This is a genomic window from Variibacter gotjawalensis (assembly GCF_002355335.1).
Classification (GTDB): domain Bacteria; phylum Pseudomonadota; class Alphaproteobacteria; order Rhizobiales; family Xanthobacteraceae; genus Variibacter; species Variibacter gotjawalensis.
The window spans coordinates 3,719,564-3,734,546 of the sequence record NZ_AP014946.1 but is presented as its reverse complement, the minus strand read 5'-3'; the positions used below and the strand labels follow the sequence as shown (position 1 = coordinate 3,734,546).

The window sequence follows — 14,983 nt, the reverse complement described above, 5'->3', positions numbered from 1 at the left end:
TCAATGCAGGAATGACGTAACGGAAGCGCATTACTCTCAGCAAGTGCGTAATTGTGGCGAAGGAACCCCTTCTTAGCGCAGCGGGCGAGGATCGCAAAATTTGCCGGAACTCTGGCGTCGTGGCGATGTTCCCTTCCTCTTAGGACTGCTATAAAGAGCACCCGGCTTGGGGGCCACATTTTGACTGAAGTAGCGAGTAACTCCGCGCCCGCATCTCCTGCGGCGGATACGCCGGCAGCCGAAGGGCACGATCACGCCCCGAGTTTCCTTGCGCTCACCGTCGGCAGCGTCGGTGTCGTCTACGGCGATATCGGCACTAGCCCTCTTTACGCATTTCGCGAAGCGATCACGGCAGCGGCCGGCACCGGACCGATCACGCGCGACATCGTCCTTGGTGTTTTGTCGCTGATCGTGTGGTCGCTGATCATCGTCGTGACGATGAAATACATTCTCATTCTGCTCCGCGCCGACAACAACGGCGAAGGCGGGACGCTATCGCTCACAGCGCTCGTTTTCCGCGCGCTCGGGCGACGCACGCCGTTCGTGCTGATCATGGGCATCATCGGCGCGGCTATGTTCTACGGTTCGTCATTCATCACTCCGGCGCTGTCGGTGATGTCGGCCGTCGAAGGTTTACGCATTGCGGCACCGCAGCTGCAGCCGTTCGTGTTGCCGATTACGGTGGTGATCTTGGTCGCGCTGTTCGCAGTGCAGAGCCAGGGCACAGGTCGCGTGTCGGTGTTCTTCGGTCCCGTCACCTGCTTGTGGTTCTTGACGCTCGCCGTGATGGGTATCTTCAACGTCGCGAGCGATCTCACGGTGTTCGCGGCGTTCAATCCTTACTATGCGGTGTCGTTCGTCATCGCGAACGGGAAGATCGGCATAATCACGCTTGGTGCGGTGTTTCTCGTTTTGACCGGCTGCGAAGCGCTTTACGCCGACCTTGGTCACTTCGGCCGCAAGCCCATCCAGGCCGCGTGGTTCTGCCTCGTGCTGCCGGCACTGCTGATCAACTATTTTGGCCAGGGCGCGTTGATCCTGACCAATCCAGGCGCGATCGACGATCCGTTCTATCGCATGGTGCCCGACTATCTCCTGATCCCGCTCGTCATCGTCGCGACGCTGGCGACTGTCATCGCGAGCCAAGCCGTTATCACTGGCGCTTACTCGCTGACGCAGCAGGCGATCCAACTCGGCTTGCTGCCGCGCTTTGAAATTCGTCATACATCGGCGACGCATTACGGGCAGATCTATATGCCGCGCGTGAACACGACGCTGTTGGTCGGCGTGTTGTTGCTGGTGCTGCTGTTCCGTTCGTCGAGTAACCTCGCGCACGCGTACGTTTTCGCGGTGTCGATGGCGACGCTCGTCGCCGGCCCGCTTGGGTTCATCGTGATCTGGAAATTGTGGGGTTGGCGCTTCTGGTCGACGGTGGCGTTGATGGCTCCATTTATTTTTGTCGACCTGGTTTTCATGGTCGCGACGAGCGTGAAGCTGTTGGAAGGGGCGTGGGTGCCGGTTTTATTCGGCGGCGTCACGATGCTCATCATGTTTACGTGGATGCGCGGCAGTAGAATTTTGGGGCAGAAAACGCGGCGCACGGAAATTCCGCTCGATAAGCTGGTGAAAAGTCTCGAGAAACGGCCGCCGCATTTCGTGCCGGGCACGGCCGTTTTCCTGACGTCCGATCCGGATTTTGCGCCGACGGCGCTGCTGCATAACCTCAAGCACAACAAGGTTCTGCACGAGCACAACGTCATCCTCACGGTGAAAACAACCGACACGCCGCGCGTGCCGGAGGAGGATCGCGTCACGATTTCGCAGAGTTCGCCGAAGTTTTCGCGCGTGACGCTGCGCTACGGCTATATGGAAACGCCCAATATTCCCAAGGCTTTAGCCATCGCTCGCAAGCTCGGCTGGACGTTCGATATCATGTCGACGTCGTTCTTCCTGTCGCGCCGCGCGATCAAGCCGGCCGCGCAGTCCGGCATGCCGCTGTGGCAGGATCGGCTATTCATCGGGCTCGCAAAATCGTCCAGCGATGCCAGCGACTTCTTCCAGATCCCGACCGGCCGCGTCGTCGAAATCGGCACGCAGGTCACGGTCTGACGGCGCGCGGCTGCGCACGAATGGCGCAGCCAATGACGCAGCGATTGGCCGGCAATTGACCGGGGATTGGCCGGCAATTGGCCGCGCCTCGGCCACCTGCTGTGCGTAAATCCGCCCCGGTCGCTGGCGTAGGTTGGTACCTCTGAGGTACACAACTTCCGATGTTCGAAACCAAATATCGCCAGCGACTCGATCAGGATCTGACGCGATGGGAGGCCGACGGGACCGTCGTCCCCGGCACGCGCGCATCCATCCAATCCGCACTCGGCCCGATGCCGAAGGGCGTCGATCTCACGACCGCGGTTGCCATCGTCGGCGGCCTGCTGATCGCGGCCGCCTTCCTCGCTTTCGTCGCGGCGAATTGGGAAGGCATCGCGCGCCCGGCGCGCTTTGCTATCCTGGTCGCCGGTGTCGTCGCATCGTATGGCCTCGGCGCGTTCTTCGCGAGCAACGATCGTCCGCTGCTCGCCGATCTCGGCGCGACGGTCGGTTCGATCGTGTTCGGCGCGGCCATCGCGCTCACCGGGCAGATGTATCACCTCGGCGAGGATTTCGCCGGCGGCATGCTGCTGTGGGCGATCGGCGCGCTTTTCGCCGCGATCGTCACGCAATCACGCGGCGCGCTTGCGGTGTCGCTGGTTGCCGCGAGCATCTGGAGCGGCGGGCGCGCGTTCGACGACATCGTCCCGCATTTTCCGTTCATCGCGCTGTGGCTTGTCGGCGTTGCGCTCAGCATCATTTGGAATTCGCCGCCCGCGCGTCATCTCGTTGCCGTTGCCGCGATGGCCTGGTGGGGCACGACGGTGTTCGGCACCGCCGAGTTTCTCGGTAACGGCAACTACAATCCGTCGTTCGCCTACGCGAACGGTTCCGCCTTCATGCTGGGCGCAGGGCTGATGCTCGGCTTGTCACCGCGCGTCGAAGCGCTTGGGCGAACGTTCGCCAACTATGCGGCGTTCGGCTTCGCGATCGCGCTCGCCTTCGCGATTGCGGGAGCGCCCGGAACGCAAAGCCCGACGGTTGTCGGCTGGGAGATGATCTGCGGTGCGCTGGGTATTCTCGGTGCGCTCGTCGCCGCCGTCATCGCGAAGCGTTCCGGCCACGGACTGGCTGCGGTGGCTCTCGTCCTTGGCGTCCTCGCGATGGCCGTCTATGCGCGGCCGAACGATAACGTCGAGCCGTGGTTCAGCTACGCGCTCGCGCTCGCATCCATGCTGGCGATGGTCGTCTCCGGCATGCTCGACGACGAGCGGCCGCGCGTCGTCGCGGGCTGGCTCGGCCTGGCGGCGCTGATCGCAATCATCACCTGGACCGTGAAGGGCTCGCTACTGCGCCGCTCGCTGTTCCTCGCCATCGCGGGTGGCGCCGCAATCGCTCTCGCGGTCTTGCTCGGACGGTGGATGCCTAAAGTGAAGGAGGCCGCATGAACGCGCTGATGGCAACGCTGCGCCGTGTGCCGCGGCCGTTGTGGTTCGCGCTCGCCGCGATCGTCCAGGCCGGTCTCGTCGCCGCGATGGTCTACGACCGGGTGTCGATCCTGCGCACCGGCAAGGATGTGCTCTTGGCGACCCGCGCGGTCGACCCGCGCGATTTCCTGCGCGGCGATTATGTCGTGCTCGCTTATGACGTCGGTCAGTTGGAAGATCGCGATGTCCCGCCGGAGATCGGCAAGCGCGGCGGCACCGTCTACGTAAAGCTCGCGCCCGGCGAGAACGGCGTTTACTCGCGCGTCTCCGTGCATGCGGCGCCGGTGCCGGTGAGCGGCCAGGAGCTGCTGCTGCAAGGCAAAATGCCGTCGTGCCGCTACTGCTCGACTCGTAACATCAGTTTCGGCTTGGAGAAGTATTTCGTGCCGGAAGGGCAGGGCCGCGACATCGAGCATGCGCGCAACGACGGCAAGGTGACGGTAATCGCTGCCGTCACGCCGTCCGGTCGCGCCGCGATCAAGCGGCTGCTGATCGACGGGAAGCCGGTCTACGACGAGCCGTTGTTTTAAGGTAGCCCGGGTGAGTTCGGCGGAGCCGAACGATATCCGGGAGCGGTGGTACTTGCGGCTTCGATCGGTCCCGGATCTCGCGCGCTGCGCGCGCTCATCCGGGCTACGCGGCGGGTGTCTCCACAGGTGTCATCCCGGCCAAGCGTGCGCAGGGTGTAGCCCGGATGAGTTCGGCGGAGCCGAACGACATCCGGGAGCGGCACTTGCGGCTTCGAGCGGTCCCGGATCTCGCGCGCTGCGCGCGCTCATCCGGGCTACGAAGGTGAGCGTGTTCTACGAAACAGATCGCTCGTCCGATAAAACGGATTGCATGGTTTTCGGGATCGGTTTAGGGAAGTCGCCGCCGCGCATTCCCGCGGCGGGGAGATGCCGATGTCCGATCCGAACGTTCGCGATATGACGCCCGAGGAAGTCGCCGCAGGCCTGACCGAAGGCCGCATTCTGCTGGTTGACGTACGCGAGCCGAACGAGATCGCGGCGGAGGCCTATCCGGACGCCGTCGATGCGCCGCTCTCGACATTCGATCCGAGCCAGCTTCCCGATCCGCAGGGCCGTCAGGTGGTCTTCGCATGCCGTTCTGGCCGCCGTTCGATCACGGCGTCGCTCGCCGCGCAGGCGCATGGGCTGCCGTACAAAGCACACCTCGCCGGTGGGATCATTGGCTGGAAAGAAGCCGGACTTCCGACGAAGACTTAGTCGCAGGACAATCACGTGCGTATGAATCCGGTATTCGACGGTCTGCCGGTGACCGTCTTCGAAGTGATGTCGCGCCTTGCGCGCGAGCATGACGCCGTCAATCTCGGACAAGGTTTCCCGGACGATCCGGGCCCCGAGGATGTGCGCCGCAAAGCGGCCGACGCCGTCATCAATGGCTGGAACCAATATCCGCCGATGATGGGACTGCCGGAGCTGCGCGCCGCCATCGTGACGCACTACGCGCATTGGCAAAGCCTTACGCTCGATGCGGACAGCGAAGTGATGGTGACGTCGGGCGCGACCGAAGCGCTGACCGGCGCGATGATGGCGTTGATCGAGCCGGGCGACGAAGTCGTTCTTTTTCAGCCGATGTACGACGCCTATCTGCCGCTGGTGAAGCGCGCGGGCGGCGTGCCGAAGCTCGTGCGTCTTACGCCACCGCACTGGCGCTTCAACGAGGCGATGCTCGCCGAGGTCTTCTCCGAGAAGACGAAGGTGGTGCTGCTTAACAATCCGCTCAATCCGGCCGGCAACGTGATGCCGCGCGAAGACCTCGAACTGCTTGCACGCTTCTGCACGAAGTTCGACGCCATCGCGGTGTGCGACGAGGTGTGGGAGCACGTCGTGTTCGACGGCCTGCGGCACATTTCGATGCTGGCGATCGATGGTATGCGCGAGCGCTGCGTGAAGATCGGCTCGGCCGGCAAGATCTTCTCGCTGACGGGATGGAAGGTCGGCTTCGTTTGCGCGGCGCCGAACCTCATGCGCGTGCTCGCCAAGGCGCATCAGTTCATCACCTTCACAACGCCGCCGAATCTGCAGTCGGCCGTGGCTTACGGTCTCGGCAAGGACGACGGCTATTTCGAAGGCATGCGCGCCGACATGCAGCGCAGCCGCGATCGTTTCGCGGCAGGCTTGTCGTCGCTCGGTTTTCCGGTGCTGCCGAGTCAGGGCACGTATTTCATCAACGTCGATCTCGCGCCGCTCGGGCTGAATGAAGACGATGAGGCGTTCTGTCGGCGTCTCGTTGCCGACCATAAGGTTGCGGCGATCCCGGTTTCGGCTTTTTACGCGAGCGATCACGTGCGCTCGGTGGTGCGTTTTTGTTTCGCCAAGCGCGATGCGACGTTGGATACCGCGTTGGAGCGTTTGGCGAACGTGTTGCGGTAGTTTCTGGTAGCCCGGATGAAGCGCGGAGCGCGAAATCCGGGAACTGAATTGATCGCGATTGCTGTCCCCGGATATCGCTCGGGCGCGCCGTTGGCGCGCTCCTTCGCTCATCCGGGCTACGGTCCCGGACGTCTCTCTAGCTCACCAACCCATCCGTCGTCATGGCCCGCTTCATGCGGGCCATCCACGTCTTTCTTTTTCTGAGATGCAAGTAAGACGTGGATGGCCCGGACAAGCCGGGCCATGACGGAGAATATCGATAGCGCCGCTTTCAGGGGCCGTCGTCCTTCGAGACGCGCCGCTTCGCGTCGCTCCTCAGGATGACGGAATGATTGCCCTACTTTTTTCAGTTCGCTAACGTCCGTCCGAATTACGGAGGCCTTTGATGTCCCGCACTCTATTCCGCGCGCTCGCTCTGCTGCTCGTCGCACTGCCGGCTTATGCGCAGGAGCGCGTCGTCAACGTCTACAACTGGTCCGACTATATCGATCCCGCCGTGCTGGAAGCCTTCACGAAGGAAACCGGCATCAAGGTGAAATACGACACGTTCGACACCAACGAGATGGTGGAGACGAAGCTGCTCGCCGGGCGCTCCGGCTACGATGTCGTCGTGCCGACGGCGAACTTTCTCGAGCGGCAGATCAAAGCCGGCATTTTCCAAAAGCTCGACAAAGCGAAGCTGCCGAATCTCAAGAATGCGTGGCCGGAAATTGCCGCGCGTCTCGCCGTCTACGATCCCGGCAACGAGCATGCCGTCAATTATATGTGGGGTACCACCGGCATCGGCTACAACGCCGCGAAGGTGAAGCAGGCGCTCGGCGATACGGCGATCGATAGCTGGGATGTGGTGTTCAAGCCCGAGGTGCTCGCGAAGCTGAAAGCTTGTGGCGTCGATATGCTGGACGCCTCCGACGACATCCTGGCGGCGGCGCTGAAGTATCTGAAGATCGATCCGAACTCGTCGAACGAAGCCGATCTCACGAAAGCCGCCGACCTGCTGACGAAGGTGCGGCCGAGCGTGCGCAAGTTTCACTCGTCCGAGTATCTCAACGCGCTGGCGACCGGCGAGATCTGTTTCGTGGTCGGCTATTCGGGCGATATCAAGCAGGCACAGAAGCGCGCGGCCGAAGCGAAGAACGGCGTCGATGTCGGCTACGCGATCCCGAAAGAGGGCGCGCAGATGTGGTTCGACAATCTCGCGATCCCGAAGGATGCGAAGAATGTCGCGGAAGCGCATGCCTTCATCGATTATCTGTTGCGGCCCGACGTTGCGGCGAAGAACACGAATTTCATCGGCTATGCGAACGGCAATCTCGCGAGCCAAGCGCAGATCGATGCGGCAGTGATGAACGACAAGACGGTTTATCCGGATGCCGAGACGCTCGCGCGGCTCTACACCATTCGCGCGAAGGACCAGAAGACGCAGCGGGTTGCGAACCGATTGTGGACGCGGGTGAAGACGGGGAAATAGGGCTCCGTCGCGGCGTTTGTCTCTGTTACTTGTAGCCTGGATGAAGCGAGGCGGCGCGCTTGTCGCGCACGCCGAGCAAAATCCAGGAACGGAAGAGCCGCTATCGCTGCTCCCGGATTTCGCGCGCGGCTTCGCCGCCGCTTCATCCGGGCTACGACCGCCAGCGGCGGTGCAGCCAGAGCCACTGCGCGGGATATTCGCGCACCCAGCCTTCGATGACGTCGGTGATGCGCTGCGTCGTCGCCGTGATGTCGATCGCGCCGGTCGCGGTGCGAGCGGGTTCGATCGCGGGCGTCAGCTCGATGCGGAATTTGTGCTCGGGTAGGCGGATGACGCGGACGCCGTGGATCGGGCAATCGGGGAAATGCCGCGCGAGGCGCGCGAGTGTCGGGTTCGCCTTGCAGGGACGGCCGAACATCACGACATCGACGCCGCGGCTTTGATGCTGATCGACCAGCATGCCGGCGTGGTCGCCGCGCTCGAGCGTTGCCGCGAGCTTGATCGGCGCGTCGGAACCGGTCGCCACGAGGCGGCCCATGTTAATCGCGCGGATGCGGTTGATTGCTTCGGCGACATCGCCGATCGACGGCGGGCGATAGAGGAGGTCTGCCTTCAACCCGAACACCGCCGCGGTGACGGCGGGCAATTCCCAGTTGGCGAGGTGCGCCGCGAAGATGAGCGCCGGTTTTCCGTCGTCGCGCAATTGATCGAAGAGCTCGCGCGTCTGCGGGTCGAAGATGATGCGGCCGTCGGCTTTCGGCAATCCGTTCGCGTCGAGTTCGATGCGGCCGATTTTGTCGAGATGCGCGTATTCGGCGCCGACCTGGCCGATGTTGTACCAAACCTCGCGCAGGATCGCGTCGATCTCGTTGGCGGATTTTTCCGGGAACGCGGCGCGCAAGTTCTCGCGGCCGATGCGGTCTTCCTTGAACCACGGGCCGATGCGCTGCGTGAGACGCCCGGCGAAGCGTGACGTTTTTTCCGGATCGAAACGCCGGATGATTTTGAGCACCGCGACAGCGATGACGCCGGCGGTCGCGTCGAGCGCGCGTTTGCCGACCAACGCGCCGCGCAATTTGATGCGCTGGATCGCGTTGTTGAACGACATGACTAGAAGCGAACGACGATCTTGCCGAACACCTGACGGCTGGCAAGGCGGGCAAGGCCCTTCTCGAAATCGGCGAGTTCGATCTCGGTGTCGATGACCGGTTTGAGGCCGGCCGCCATCTTGTCGAGGCCTTTGCGGATCGCGTTCATCGGCGCGCCGAACGAGCCGATGATGCGGTATTGCTGCTGGAACAGCATCATCAAGTTGATCGTGGTCGACGGGCCGGATGTCGCGCCGCAGGTGACGAGGCGGCCGCCGCGCTTCATGCAGAGCAGCGAGCCGTTGAACGTCTCCGCGCCGACGTGTTCGAATACGACGTCGACGCCTTTCTTCAGCGTCAGTTTGCGCACCGCGCCTTCGAAACGGTCGGTGCGGTAATTGATCGCGTGATCGGCGCCGAGCGCGAGCGCTTTTGCGAGCTTCTCGTCGTCGCCGACCGTGGTGATGACCGTGCAGCCGATCGCCTTCGCCATCTGGATCGCGGCGGTGCCGATGCCGGAGCCGCCGGCATGCACCAATACGGTCTCGCCGGGCTCGAGCTTCGCGTTGTCGAACAGCATGTGTTCGACGGTGGAGTAGGTGATCGCCGCGCAAGCAGCGTCACGCATCGAGACGCCTTTCGGCACCGGGATGACGAGGCGGCCCTCGATGTTGAGGAGCTCGCGGGCGAAGCCGTCGACGTGGAAGCCGAGCACGCCGCGCACGTTCTCGCAGAGATTGTCGCGGCCTTCGCGGCAGGCTTTGCAGTGTCCGCAGGTGAGCGCGCCGTACATGACGACCGCGTCGCCGGGTTTGACGTGCGTTACGCCTTCGCCGACGGCGGCGACTTCACCGGAGGCTTCGGCGCCGACCGCGAGCGGATACTGCCGCTTCGCGAAGGCCATGCCGCGGAAGCCCCAGAGATCGAGGTGATTCAGCGCCATCGCCTTGACGCGCACCTGCACCTCGCCGGCGGCGGGCGCCGGCGGCAAGTCATATTCGGTGACCGCGATCTTGCGATCTTCGACGAGAGCTAACGCGCGCATCAAATTCCTTAAGCAGGCTCGCGCGAAAGCACGAGGCTGACATTCTGTCCGCCGAAGCCGAACGAGTTCGACACAGCGTGCGCCATCTTCGCGTCACGCGCCGTGTTCGGAACAACGTCGAGCGGGATGCCCGGATCGGGCTCTTTGTGGTTGATCGTCGGCGGAATGCGCTGCGCGCCGAGCGTCATCAACGTGACGACGGCTTCGATCGCGCCGGCAGCCGACAGCGTGTGGCCGATCATCGACTTGTTCGACGAGATCGGGATGTCCTTCGCGCGCTCGCCGAACACCGTGGTGACGCCGAGGCATTCCATCTTGTCGTTCTCGGGCGTGCCGGTGCCGTGTGCGTTGATGTAGTCGATCTGCTCGGGCGCGAGGCCGGCGTCGTTCAGCGCTTCGCGCATGCAGCCGATGATCGGCTTTCCGTCCGGGCTCGACCGCGTGCGGTGGAAAGCGTCCGCCTTCTCGCCGCAGCCCGTGAGAACGCCGAGGATATTCGCGCCGCGCGCCGTCGCGGCTTCGAGGCTTTCGAGCACGAGCGCGCCGGCGCCTTCCGCCATCACGAAGCCGCCACGCCGCTTGTCGAACGGACGCGATGCCCCCTGCGGCGGATCGTTGTCGGTCGAGAGCGCGGAGAGCAGCGAGAAGCGGATCAGCGTCTCGGGGTTCACGGTGCCGTCGGTGCCGATTGCGAGTGCCGCGTCGGTGTCGCCGCGGCGGATCGCCTCGACGCCGAGCTGGATCGCGGTCGCGCCGGAGGCGCATGCGGTCGACAGCGAGATCGGCGATCCCTTCGTGCCGAAGCGGTCGGCGAGATGCGCCGCGACCGAGCCGAACAGGAAGCGCTCGTGATAGCGCTGGAAGCGCTGCTCGCCGGCGACGCGCAGCATCGCGTCGTAATCGATCGTGTCGCCGCCGACGGCCTGCGCGACTTCCTCGCGCTGCGGCCATTCGAATTCGATCGGCGGCACGGCGAGGAAGAGGGGGCCGGGGAAATCGCCTTTGGCGCCGACGCCGGATTGGCCGACGGCTTCGTCGGCGGCGCGCATCGCGAGTTCCTCGGTCAGCGCCGGGCCGCACCAGGCGGCTTCGCCGAGGAAATCGACCGCGCCCGAAATGCGCGTCTTCATGCCGTCGGTCGCAAAGCGTGAAATCTCGCGGATGCCCGACTCGCCGGCGGTGAGCTTCTTCCAGTTGTCTTCTTTGCCCTGACCGAGCGAGGAGACGATGCCCATGCCGGTCACGACGACGATCGGCCGTCCAGCCTTGTCGCGATATGTCGTCATGCGTGCGGTTCCCGTGTCCCTCGAAGCGATTTAGTGGGTCGCTTCGATCAGCGCCAGTCCTTCGCCGCGCCAATGCCCGATGCCGGTCACCAGAACCTGCGTCAGTTTCGCCGGGCCATCCTTTTCGACGCCAGATTTATCCTGCGACGGGTAGAGCGAACCCTGCTGTAGCGCCAAGGTGGCGAGCGCGATGTTCATCGGGAACTGCACTTCGAGGCCGTGGCCGATCTGGTTCTGGGTCGCGCGCACCGGAATGTTCGTCTTACCGAGCACGTCGCGCTCTTCTGCGGTCGGCGCGGCAGCGCCGGACACGCCGGAGACAACCGCGCTTTCGCCTGCGCGCACATCGAGCGCGCCGAGTGCCTTCTCGAAGAAGCCCGTGACGGCACCCGGCTGCCGCTTGGTCTGATCGGCCGCGACCGAAGCGATGCGGGCGAGCGGCTTTGCGCCACGCTTCTCCGCATGCTCTTTCGACTCGATGACGAGGAACGCGCCGAGCGAACCGAGCGAGAAGCCTTTGCCGTCCCACACGGAGCCGGCGGCGCCTTTGCGGTTGTAGCTGCCGAACTCGTAGTTCAGCACCATTTCCTTACGCTCGCCGTTATAGGCACTGCCGACGAGGGCGATGTCGCCTTGGCCGGCGCGGATGCGCGCGAAGGCGATGCGGATCGCGTCGACGCCTGCAGCCTCTTCGCCCATGAAGGTGCGCGAGGAGCCGGTGACGCCGTGCACGATCGAGATGTTGCCGGCGAGCAAGTTGGAAAGCTGCGCGAGGAAGAGTGTCGGACGCAGATCGCTCATCAGGCGCTCGTTGAGGAACGCGTCCGGGTTCTCGGCTTTCGGCCGGCCGGAGAGAACCGCGCTGTCGACGTTGAGATCGCGCTCACCGCCGCCTGCCGCGACGATCAAGTCCATGCGAGAGAGGATCTCGGTGTTGCCCTTGAGGCCTGCGTCGTCGAGCGCGAGACCGGCCGCGTAAGTGCCGATGCGCTGCCACGCTTCCATCTGGCGCTGATCGCCTTTCTTGGCGATCTGCTGGTCGTAGTTCAGCGGGACGATCGGGTAGACAGTGTAGGGCGTCTGTAGCTCGGTATTTGCGCCCGAGCGGCCTTCGCTCAAAGCCTGCCAATGTGCGTCGCGGCCTTCGCCGAGCGACGAGACGATGCCGATGCCCGTGATCCAAACTTCGCGCGGCGCGTCAGGCATTGATCATCCCCATCGGGAACGCGATGCGCTCCGCAGTCTCGCGCATTTTGCCGCGCATCTCGTCGTTCGGAAAGTCGACGACGCGGAAGACGAGTTCCGAATTGCAAATCGCCTTGCCGTCCTGCGTGACTTTCACTTTCGTCACCGCAAAGCCGGAGCCTTCGTGGATCAGCTCGGCTTCGAGGCGGAGCAGGGCGCCGGGCGACACGAAGGTGCGGAGCTTGGCTTCTTTCACCTGTGCGAGAAACGGCATCTGCTTGAAGCCGCCGGCGGCGATCACCAGCCAGCCGGACGACTGCGCCATCGACTCGATCAAGAGAACGCCCGGCATCAACGGATGACCCGGGAAGTGGCCTTCGAAAATCGTGCTGGTTTCCGGGACCCTCGCCTCGACCGTGATCCGGCGCTCCGGGAGCGACAGATCGACGATGCGGTCGATGAGCTGGAAGTACTCGAGGTTCATGTGTCTCGTATGGCCGCGCGGCCCGTTACGCCTTTTTGGCGGCCACCAGTCCGTCGATGCGCTCGCAGAGGTTCTTCAGGATGAAGTACTGGTCGGTCGTCGCCTTGCCTTCGTTGACTTCGGCGGTCCACTGCTCGAGCGGAAGCTTGATGCCGAACGCTTTGTCGATCGCGAATGCGATGTCGAGGAAGTCCAAGCTGTCGATGCCGAGGTCGTTCATCGCATGGCTTTCCGGCGTGATGTTCTCGCGCGGAATATCGCAGGTCTCAGCAATGATGTTGGCCACCGTGTCGAACGTCGAAGCCATGTTTAATCCTTTGATTCGCTTATCGTTTGCGAACGCCCCCGAGGCTGCGCCGCTACTGCAAGAAAAACCGGCGCCGCATGAATCCCCGCGCGCCGGCTGATTGCGTGCTCGTATAGCGAAGGGTTCCCCATCCCGCAATGCCGAGCCTAGCGTTGCGCCCAGCAATGCTGCACTGCACCCATTTGGCCCTTAAGGCGCCTTAAGCCATGCGCCGTCGGCATATCTCGTGATCGTTCCCTTATTCTCGCCTCATTGAACCACGAAGGCGCGACCTGGATGCGGTTTGGGGGTCCATCACTCAAAGACGAAAACAACACAGGGGTGCGTTTGTAATGAAGTTTTCTGGTTTGCGTTTTTTGGCAGTCGCTTTGTGTTCTCTGGCAGTTCTCGCTCCGGCCACAGGTGAAGCCAAGACACGGAAAAAGGCTCATAAACATCACGTTCATAAGAACTACGGCAATTCTCACAGTGGAATGGCTTCTTGGTACGGCCACACCGGCAATCGCACCGCGAACGGTGAGCGTACGAATCTCGGTGGCCTGACGGCCGCACACCGGACCCTGCCGATGGGCACACGCGTCCGCGTCACCAACACCCGCAACGGACGTTCCGTCGTCGTGCGTATCAACGATCGTGGTCCGTTCATCCGCGGCCGCGTGATCGACCTGACGCCGGCCGGCGCTCGGGCGATCGGCATGAGCGGCCTCGCGCCGGTCAGCCTCTCGGTCGTGAACTAAGACCGTCGAAGGCATTGCGCCTACTGGGGCCCGGCCGCTTACGAGCGCCGGGCCTCATTCGTTTGGGGGGCAATCGCGGGAGGCGGTCATTCCGGGGCGCGCTGGCTTGCGTAGCAAGCGCGCGAGCCCGGAATCCATAACCCCAGTGATCATCGTTCGACCGGGGATATGGATTCCGGCCCTCGCTTGGCTCGCTACGCGAGCGGCAAGCTCGGCCGGAATGACCAGCTCTGAACCTGTAGCCTCGATTCAAAACGAGCCTATCGTTCGTCATGGCCCGCTTCATGCGGGCCATCCACGTCTTTCTTCAAAAGTGGAATAGTAAGACGTGGATGGCCCGGACAAGCCGGGCCATGACGGAGTTTTTATTAGCTGCTCAGCGATAAATCGTCGGCGTCGAAATCTGCTGCGCGCAGTCGCGGCGTCCCGCCATGACACAGTCCTGCGACTTGCGCAGCTCCGATAGCTTGATGGCGAGCCAGACGCCGCCGACCACCAGCAACATCAGAACGAGCACCGCGGCCGCATTCGTCTTCTGCCGATGCGCGAAATCGTCCGGCTGATTCGTCTTGGCGAATTTGCCCAAGCCCGCGAGCGGCGACTGCGCCGCCGCCTTCGGTTCAGCCTTCTTCTTCCGCTCAAACCGCAAGATCTGTGCGGTTCGCTCGGGAGGCGGCTCTTCCTTTTGGGGCTCCATCGACATGGCGCCAACCTAGCACAGGGAGACTCGGCGTCGCAGCCTATTTGACGCGCATCTCGCTACGCGGCGACGTCATGGCTCCTTGAAAATGAGTTCCTCACCGGCCGGAAGCGGCGCGCGGAACGTGTTCAGCAGCATCGAGATCATCGCGTAATAGCCGCAGATACCGACGAGTTCGACGGTGGCCTGATCGCCGAGCACTTTCTGCACACGCTTATAAGTTGCATCGCTGACGCGGCGGTCGGCGTAGAGCTCTTTCACGAAGTCGTAGATCGCGATCTCGTCCTTCGGCGCCTTATCGGGGCGCTTGCCGGCGAGGATGGCCTTGATGGTTTTTTCCTTCACGCCCTTCTCCGCCGCGATGCGGGCGTGGGCGTACCATTCGAACTGCGCGCGCCAAAATTTCGCCGTGCAGAGGATCGCGGTTTCGGACAGACGCGGCGGCACGGTCGAGCGCAGGCGAACGTAACCGCCGAGTTCTTGCGCGAGGATGCCGTATTCGGGCGCCTGCATGTAAATCGCGAACGGACCTTCCATGCGGAACGAACCGCGCGGGCCGGACGCGATGGCGGCTTTGAGTTTCTCCTGGGCCTCGGTCAGGCTGTCCAGCGACGGCGGCGTCAGGCGCGCCTTCGGCTGTTTGATCGGCTGCTTTTTGCTCGGCTTCTTCTTTTGCGGCTTTTTCGGCATGGCGTTTCCATTCGTTCGC

Annotated in this window: 15 protein-coding genes; 7 read left to right on the top strand and 8 right to left on the bottom strand. The window is 63.3% G+C overall.

Annotated features, from left to right (window positions below; genetic code table 11):
• Positions 1-180: 180 nt before the first annotated feature.
• From GJW30_RS18310 to GJW30_RS18285, 6 genes are all read left to right on the top strand, one after another.
• Positions 181-2,109, top strand: a complete 1,929-nt coding sequence (locus GJW30_RS18310; RefSeq protein WP_096357854.1) for a potassium transporter Kup — start codon at positions 181-183, stop codon at positions 2,107-2,109.
• A 161-nt stretch (positions 2,110-2,270) separates the two neighbouring features.
• Positions 2,271-3,536 (top strand): DUF2157 domain-containing protein, encoded by a 1,266-nt coding sequence (locus tag GJW30_RS18305; protein ID WP_096357853.1) that lies wholly within the window; start codon positions 2,271-2,273, stop codon positions 3,534-3,536.
• Positions 3,533-4,105, top strand: coding sequence for a GDYXXLXY domain-containing protein (locus GJW30_RS18300; protein ID WP_096357852.1), 573 nt, complete (start codon positions 3,533-3,535; stop codon positions 4,103-4,105). The genes GJW30_RS18305 and GJW30_RS18300 overlap by 4 nt, the downstream gene beginning before the upstream one ends.
• Positions 4,106-4,477: 372 nt before the next feature.
• Positions 4,478-4,801: a rhodanese-like domain-containing protein gene (locus tag GJW30_RS18295; RefSeq protein ID WP_096358913.1), complete on the top strand. Its 324-nt coding sequence runs from the start codon at positions 4,478-4,480 to the stop codon at positions 4,799-4,801.
• Positions 4,802-4,822: 21 nt separating this feature from the next.
• Positions 4,823-5,971 carry an aminotransferase gene (locus GJW30_RS18290; RefSeq protein WP_096357851.1) on the top strand — a complete coding sequence of 383 codons (1,149 nt, stop codon included), beginning with the start codon at positions 4,823-4,825 and terminating at the stop codon, positions 5,969-5,971.
• Positions 5,972-6,356: 385 nt separating this feature from the next.
• The gene (locus tag GJW30_RS18285; RefSeq protein WP_096357850.1) at positions 6,357-7,442 is read left to right on the top strand and encodes a polyamine ABC transporter substrate-binding protein; all 1,086 of its coding nucleotides are present in this window, start codon (positions 6,357-6,359) and stop codon (positions 7,440-7,442) included.
• A 151-nt stretch (positions 7,443-7,593) separates the two neighbouring features.
• On the opposite strand, the gene GJW30_RS18280 is transcribed toward GJW30_RS18285, so the two are convergent.
• Genes GJW30_RS18280 through GJW30_RS18255 form a run of 6 tightly spaced genes read right to left on the bottom strand, consistent with a single transcriptional unit; the run spans position 7,594 to position 12,837 of the window.
• Positions 7,594-8,550, bottom strand: a complete 957-nt coding sequence (locus GJW30_RS18280; protein ID WP_096357849.1) for a lipid A biosynthesis lauroyl acyltransferase — start codon at positions 8,548-8,550, stop codon at positions 7,594-7,596.
• 2 nt (positions 8,551-8,552) lie between these two features.
• Complete coding sequence (locus GJW30_RS18275; RefSeq protein WP_096357848.1) at positions 8,553-9,575, bottom strand: zinc-binding dehydrogenase; 1,023 nt, start codon at positions 9,573-9,575, stop codon at positions 8,553-8,555.
• 8 nt (positions 9,576-9,583) lie between these two features.
• On the bottom strand, positions 9,584-10,861 hold the full coding sequence (locus GJW30_RS18270) for a beta-ketoacyl-ACP synthase (protein WP_096357847.1): 1,278 nt from the start codon (positions 10,859-10,861) through the stop codon (positions 9,584-9,586).
• 30 nt (positions 10,862-10,891) lie between these two features.
• A complete protein-coding gene (locus GJW30_RS18265) occupies positions 10,892-12,067 on the bottom strand; it encodes a beta-ketoacyl-ACP synthase (protein WP_096357846.1) in 1,176 nt (391 codons plus the stop codon).
• Complete coding sequence (locus GJW30_RS18260) at positions 12,060-12,530, bottom strand: 3-hydroxyacyl-ACP dehydratase FabZ family protein (protein WP_096357845.1); 471 nt, start codon at positions 12,528-12,530, stop codon at positions 12,060-12,062. Before GJW30_RS18260 ends, GJW30_RS18265 begins: the two co-directional genes overlap by 8 nt.
• Before the next feature lie 25 nt (positions 12,531-12,555).
• Positions 12,556-12,837 (bottom strand): acyl carrier protein, encoded by a 282-nt coding sequence (locus GJW30_RS18255; protein ID WP_096357844.1) that lies wholly within the window; start codon positions 12,835-12,837, stop codon positions 12,556-12,558.
• 332 nt (positions 12,838-13,169) lie between these two features.
• Between GJW30_RS18255 and GJW30_RS18250 the strand changes: the two genes are divergently transcribed.
• The gene (locus tag GJW30_RS18250; RefSeq protein ID WP_096357843.1) at positions 13,170-13,574 is read left to right on the top strand and encodes a septal ring lytic transglycosylase RlpA family protein; all 405 of its coding nucleotides are present in this window, start codon (positions 13,170-13,172) and stop codon (positions 13,572-13,574) included.
• Positions 13,575-13,950: 376 nt separating this feature from the next.
• On the opposite strand, the gene GJW30_RS18245 is transcribed toward GJW30_RS18250, so the two are convergent.
• Together GJW30_RS18245 and GJW30_RS18240 are read right to left on the bottom strand one after the other, a co-directional pair.
• Positions 13,951-14,277: a hypothetical protein gene (locus tag GJW30_RS18245; RefSeq protein WP_096357842.1), complete on the bottom strand. Its 327-nt coding sequence runs from the start codon at positions 14,275-14,277 to the stop codon at positions 13,951-13,953.
• A 69-nt stretch (positions 14,278-14,346) separates the two neighbouring features.
• Complete coding sequence (locus GJW30_RS18240; protein WP_197703742.1) at positions 14,347-14,964, bottom strand: carboxymuconolactone decarboxylase family protein; 618 nt, start codon at positions 14,962-14,964, stop codon at positions 14,347-14,349.
• Positions 14,965-14,983: the final 19 nt, after the last annotated feature.

What these genes read in the sequence shown, in the direction of transcription:
- GJW30_RS18285 (WP_096357850.1), top strand. Translation starts at nt 6,357, where the DNA reads ATGTCCCGCACTCTATTCCGCGCGCTCGCTCTGCTGCTCGTCGCACTG.
- GJW30_RS18255 (WP_096357844.1), bottom strand. Translation starts at nt 12,837, where the DNA reads ATGGCTTCGACGTTCGACACGGTGGCCAACATCATTGCTGAGACCTGC.
- GJW30_RS18260 (WP_096357845.1), bottom strand. Translation starts at nt 12,530, where the DNA reads ATGAACCTCGAGTACTTCCAGCTCATCGACCGCATCGTCGATCTGTCG.
- GJW30_RS18290 (WP_096357851.1), top strand. Translation starts at nt 4,823, where the DNA reads ATGAATCCGGTATTCGACGGTCTGCCGGTGACCGTCTTCGAAGTGATG.
- GJW30_RS18265 (WP_096357846.1), bottom strand. Translation starts at nt 12,067, where the DNA reads ATGCCTGACGCGCCGCGCGAAGTTTGGATCACGGGCATCGGCATCGTC.
- GJW30_RS18270 (WP_096357847.1), bottom strand. Translation starts at nt 10,861, where the DNA reads ATGACGACATATCGCGACAAGGCTGGACGGCCGATCGTCGTCGTGACC.
- GJW30_RS18245 (WP_096357842.1), bottom strand. Translation starts at nt 14,277, where the DNA reads ATGTCGATGGAGCCCCAAAAGGAAGAGCCGCCTCCCGAGCGAACCGCA.
- GJW30_RS18300 (WP_096357852.1), top strand. Translation starts at nt 3,533, where the DNA reads ATGAACGCGCTGATGGCAACGCTGCGCCGTGTGCCGCGGCCGTTGTGG.
- GJW30_RS18250 (WP_096357843.1), top strand. Translation starts at nt 13,170, where the DNA reads ATGAAGTTTTCTGGTTTGCGTTTTTTGGCAGTCGCTTTGTGTTCTCTG.
- GJW30_RS18275 (WP_096357848.1), bottom strand. Translation starts at nt 9,575, where the DNA reads ATGCGCGCGTTAGCTCTCGTCGAAGATCGCAAGATCGCGGTCACCGAA.
- GJW30_RS18280 (WP_096357849.1), bottom strand. Translation starts at nt 8,550, where the DNA reads ATGTCGTTCAACAACGCGATCCAGCGCATCAAATTGCGCGGCGCGTTG.
- GJW30_RS18295 (WP_096358913.1), top strand. Translation starts at nt 4,478, where the DNA reads ATGTCCGATCCGAACGTTCGCGATATGACGCCCGAGGAAGTCGCCGCA.
- GJW30_RS18305 (WP_096357853.1), top strand. Translation starts at nt 2,271, where the DNA reads ATGTTCGAAACCAAATATCGCCAGCGACTCGATCAGGATCTGACGCGA.
- GJW30_RS18240 (WP_197703742.1), bottom strand. Translation starts at nt 14,964, where the DNA reads ATGCCGAAAAAGCCGCAAAAGAAGAAGCCGAGCAAAAAGCAGCCGATC.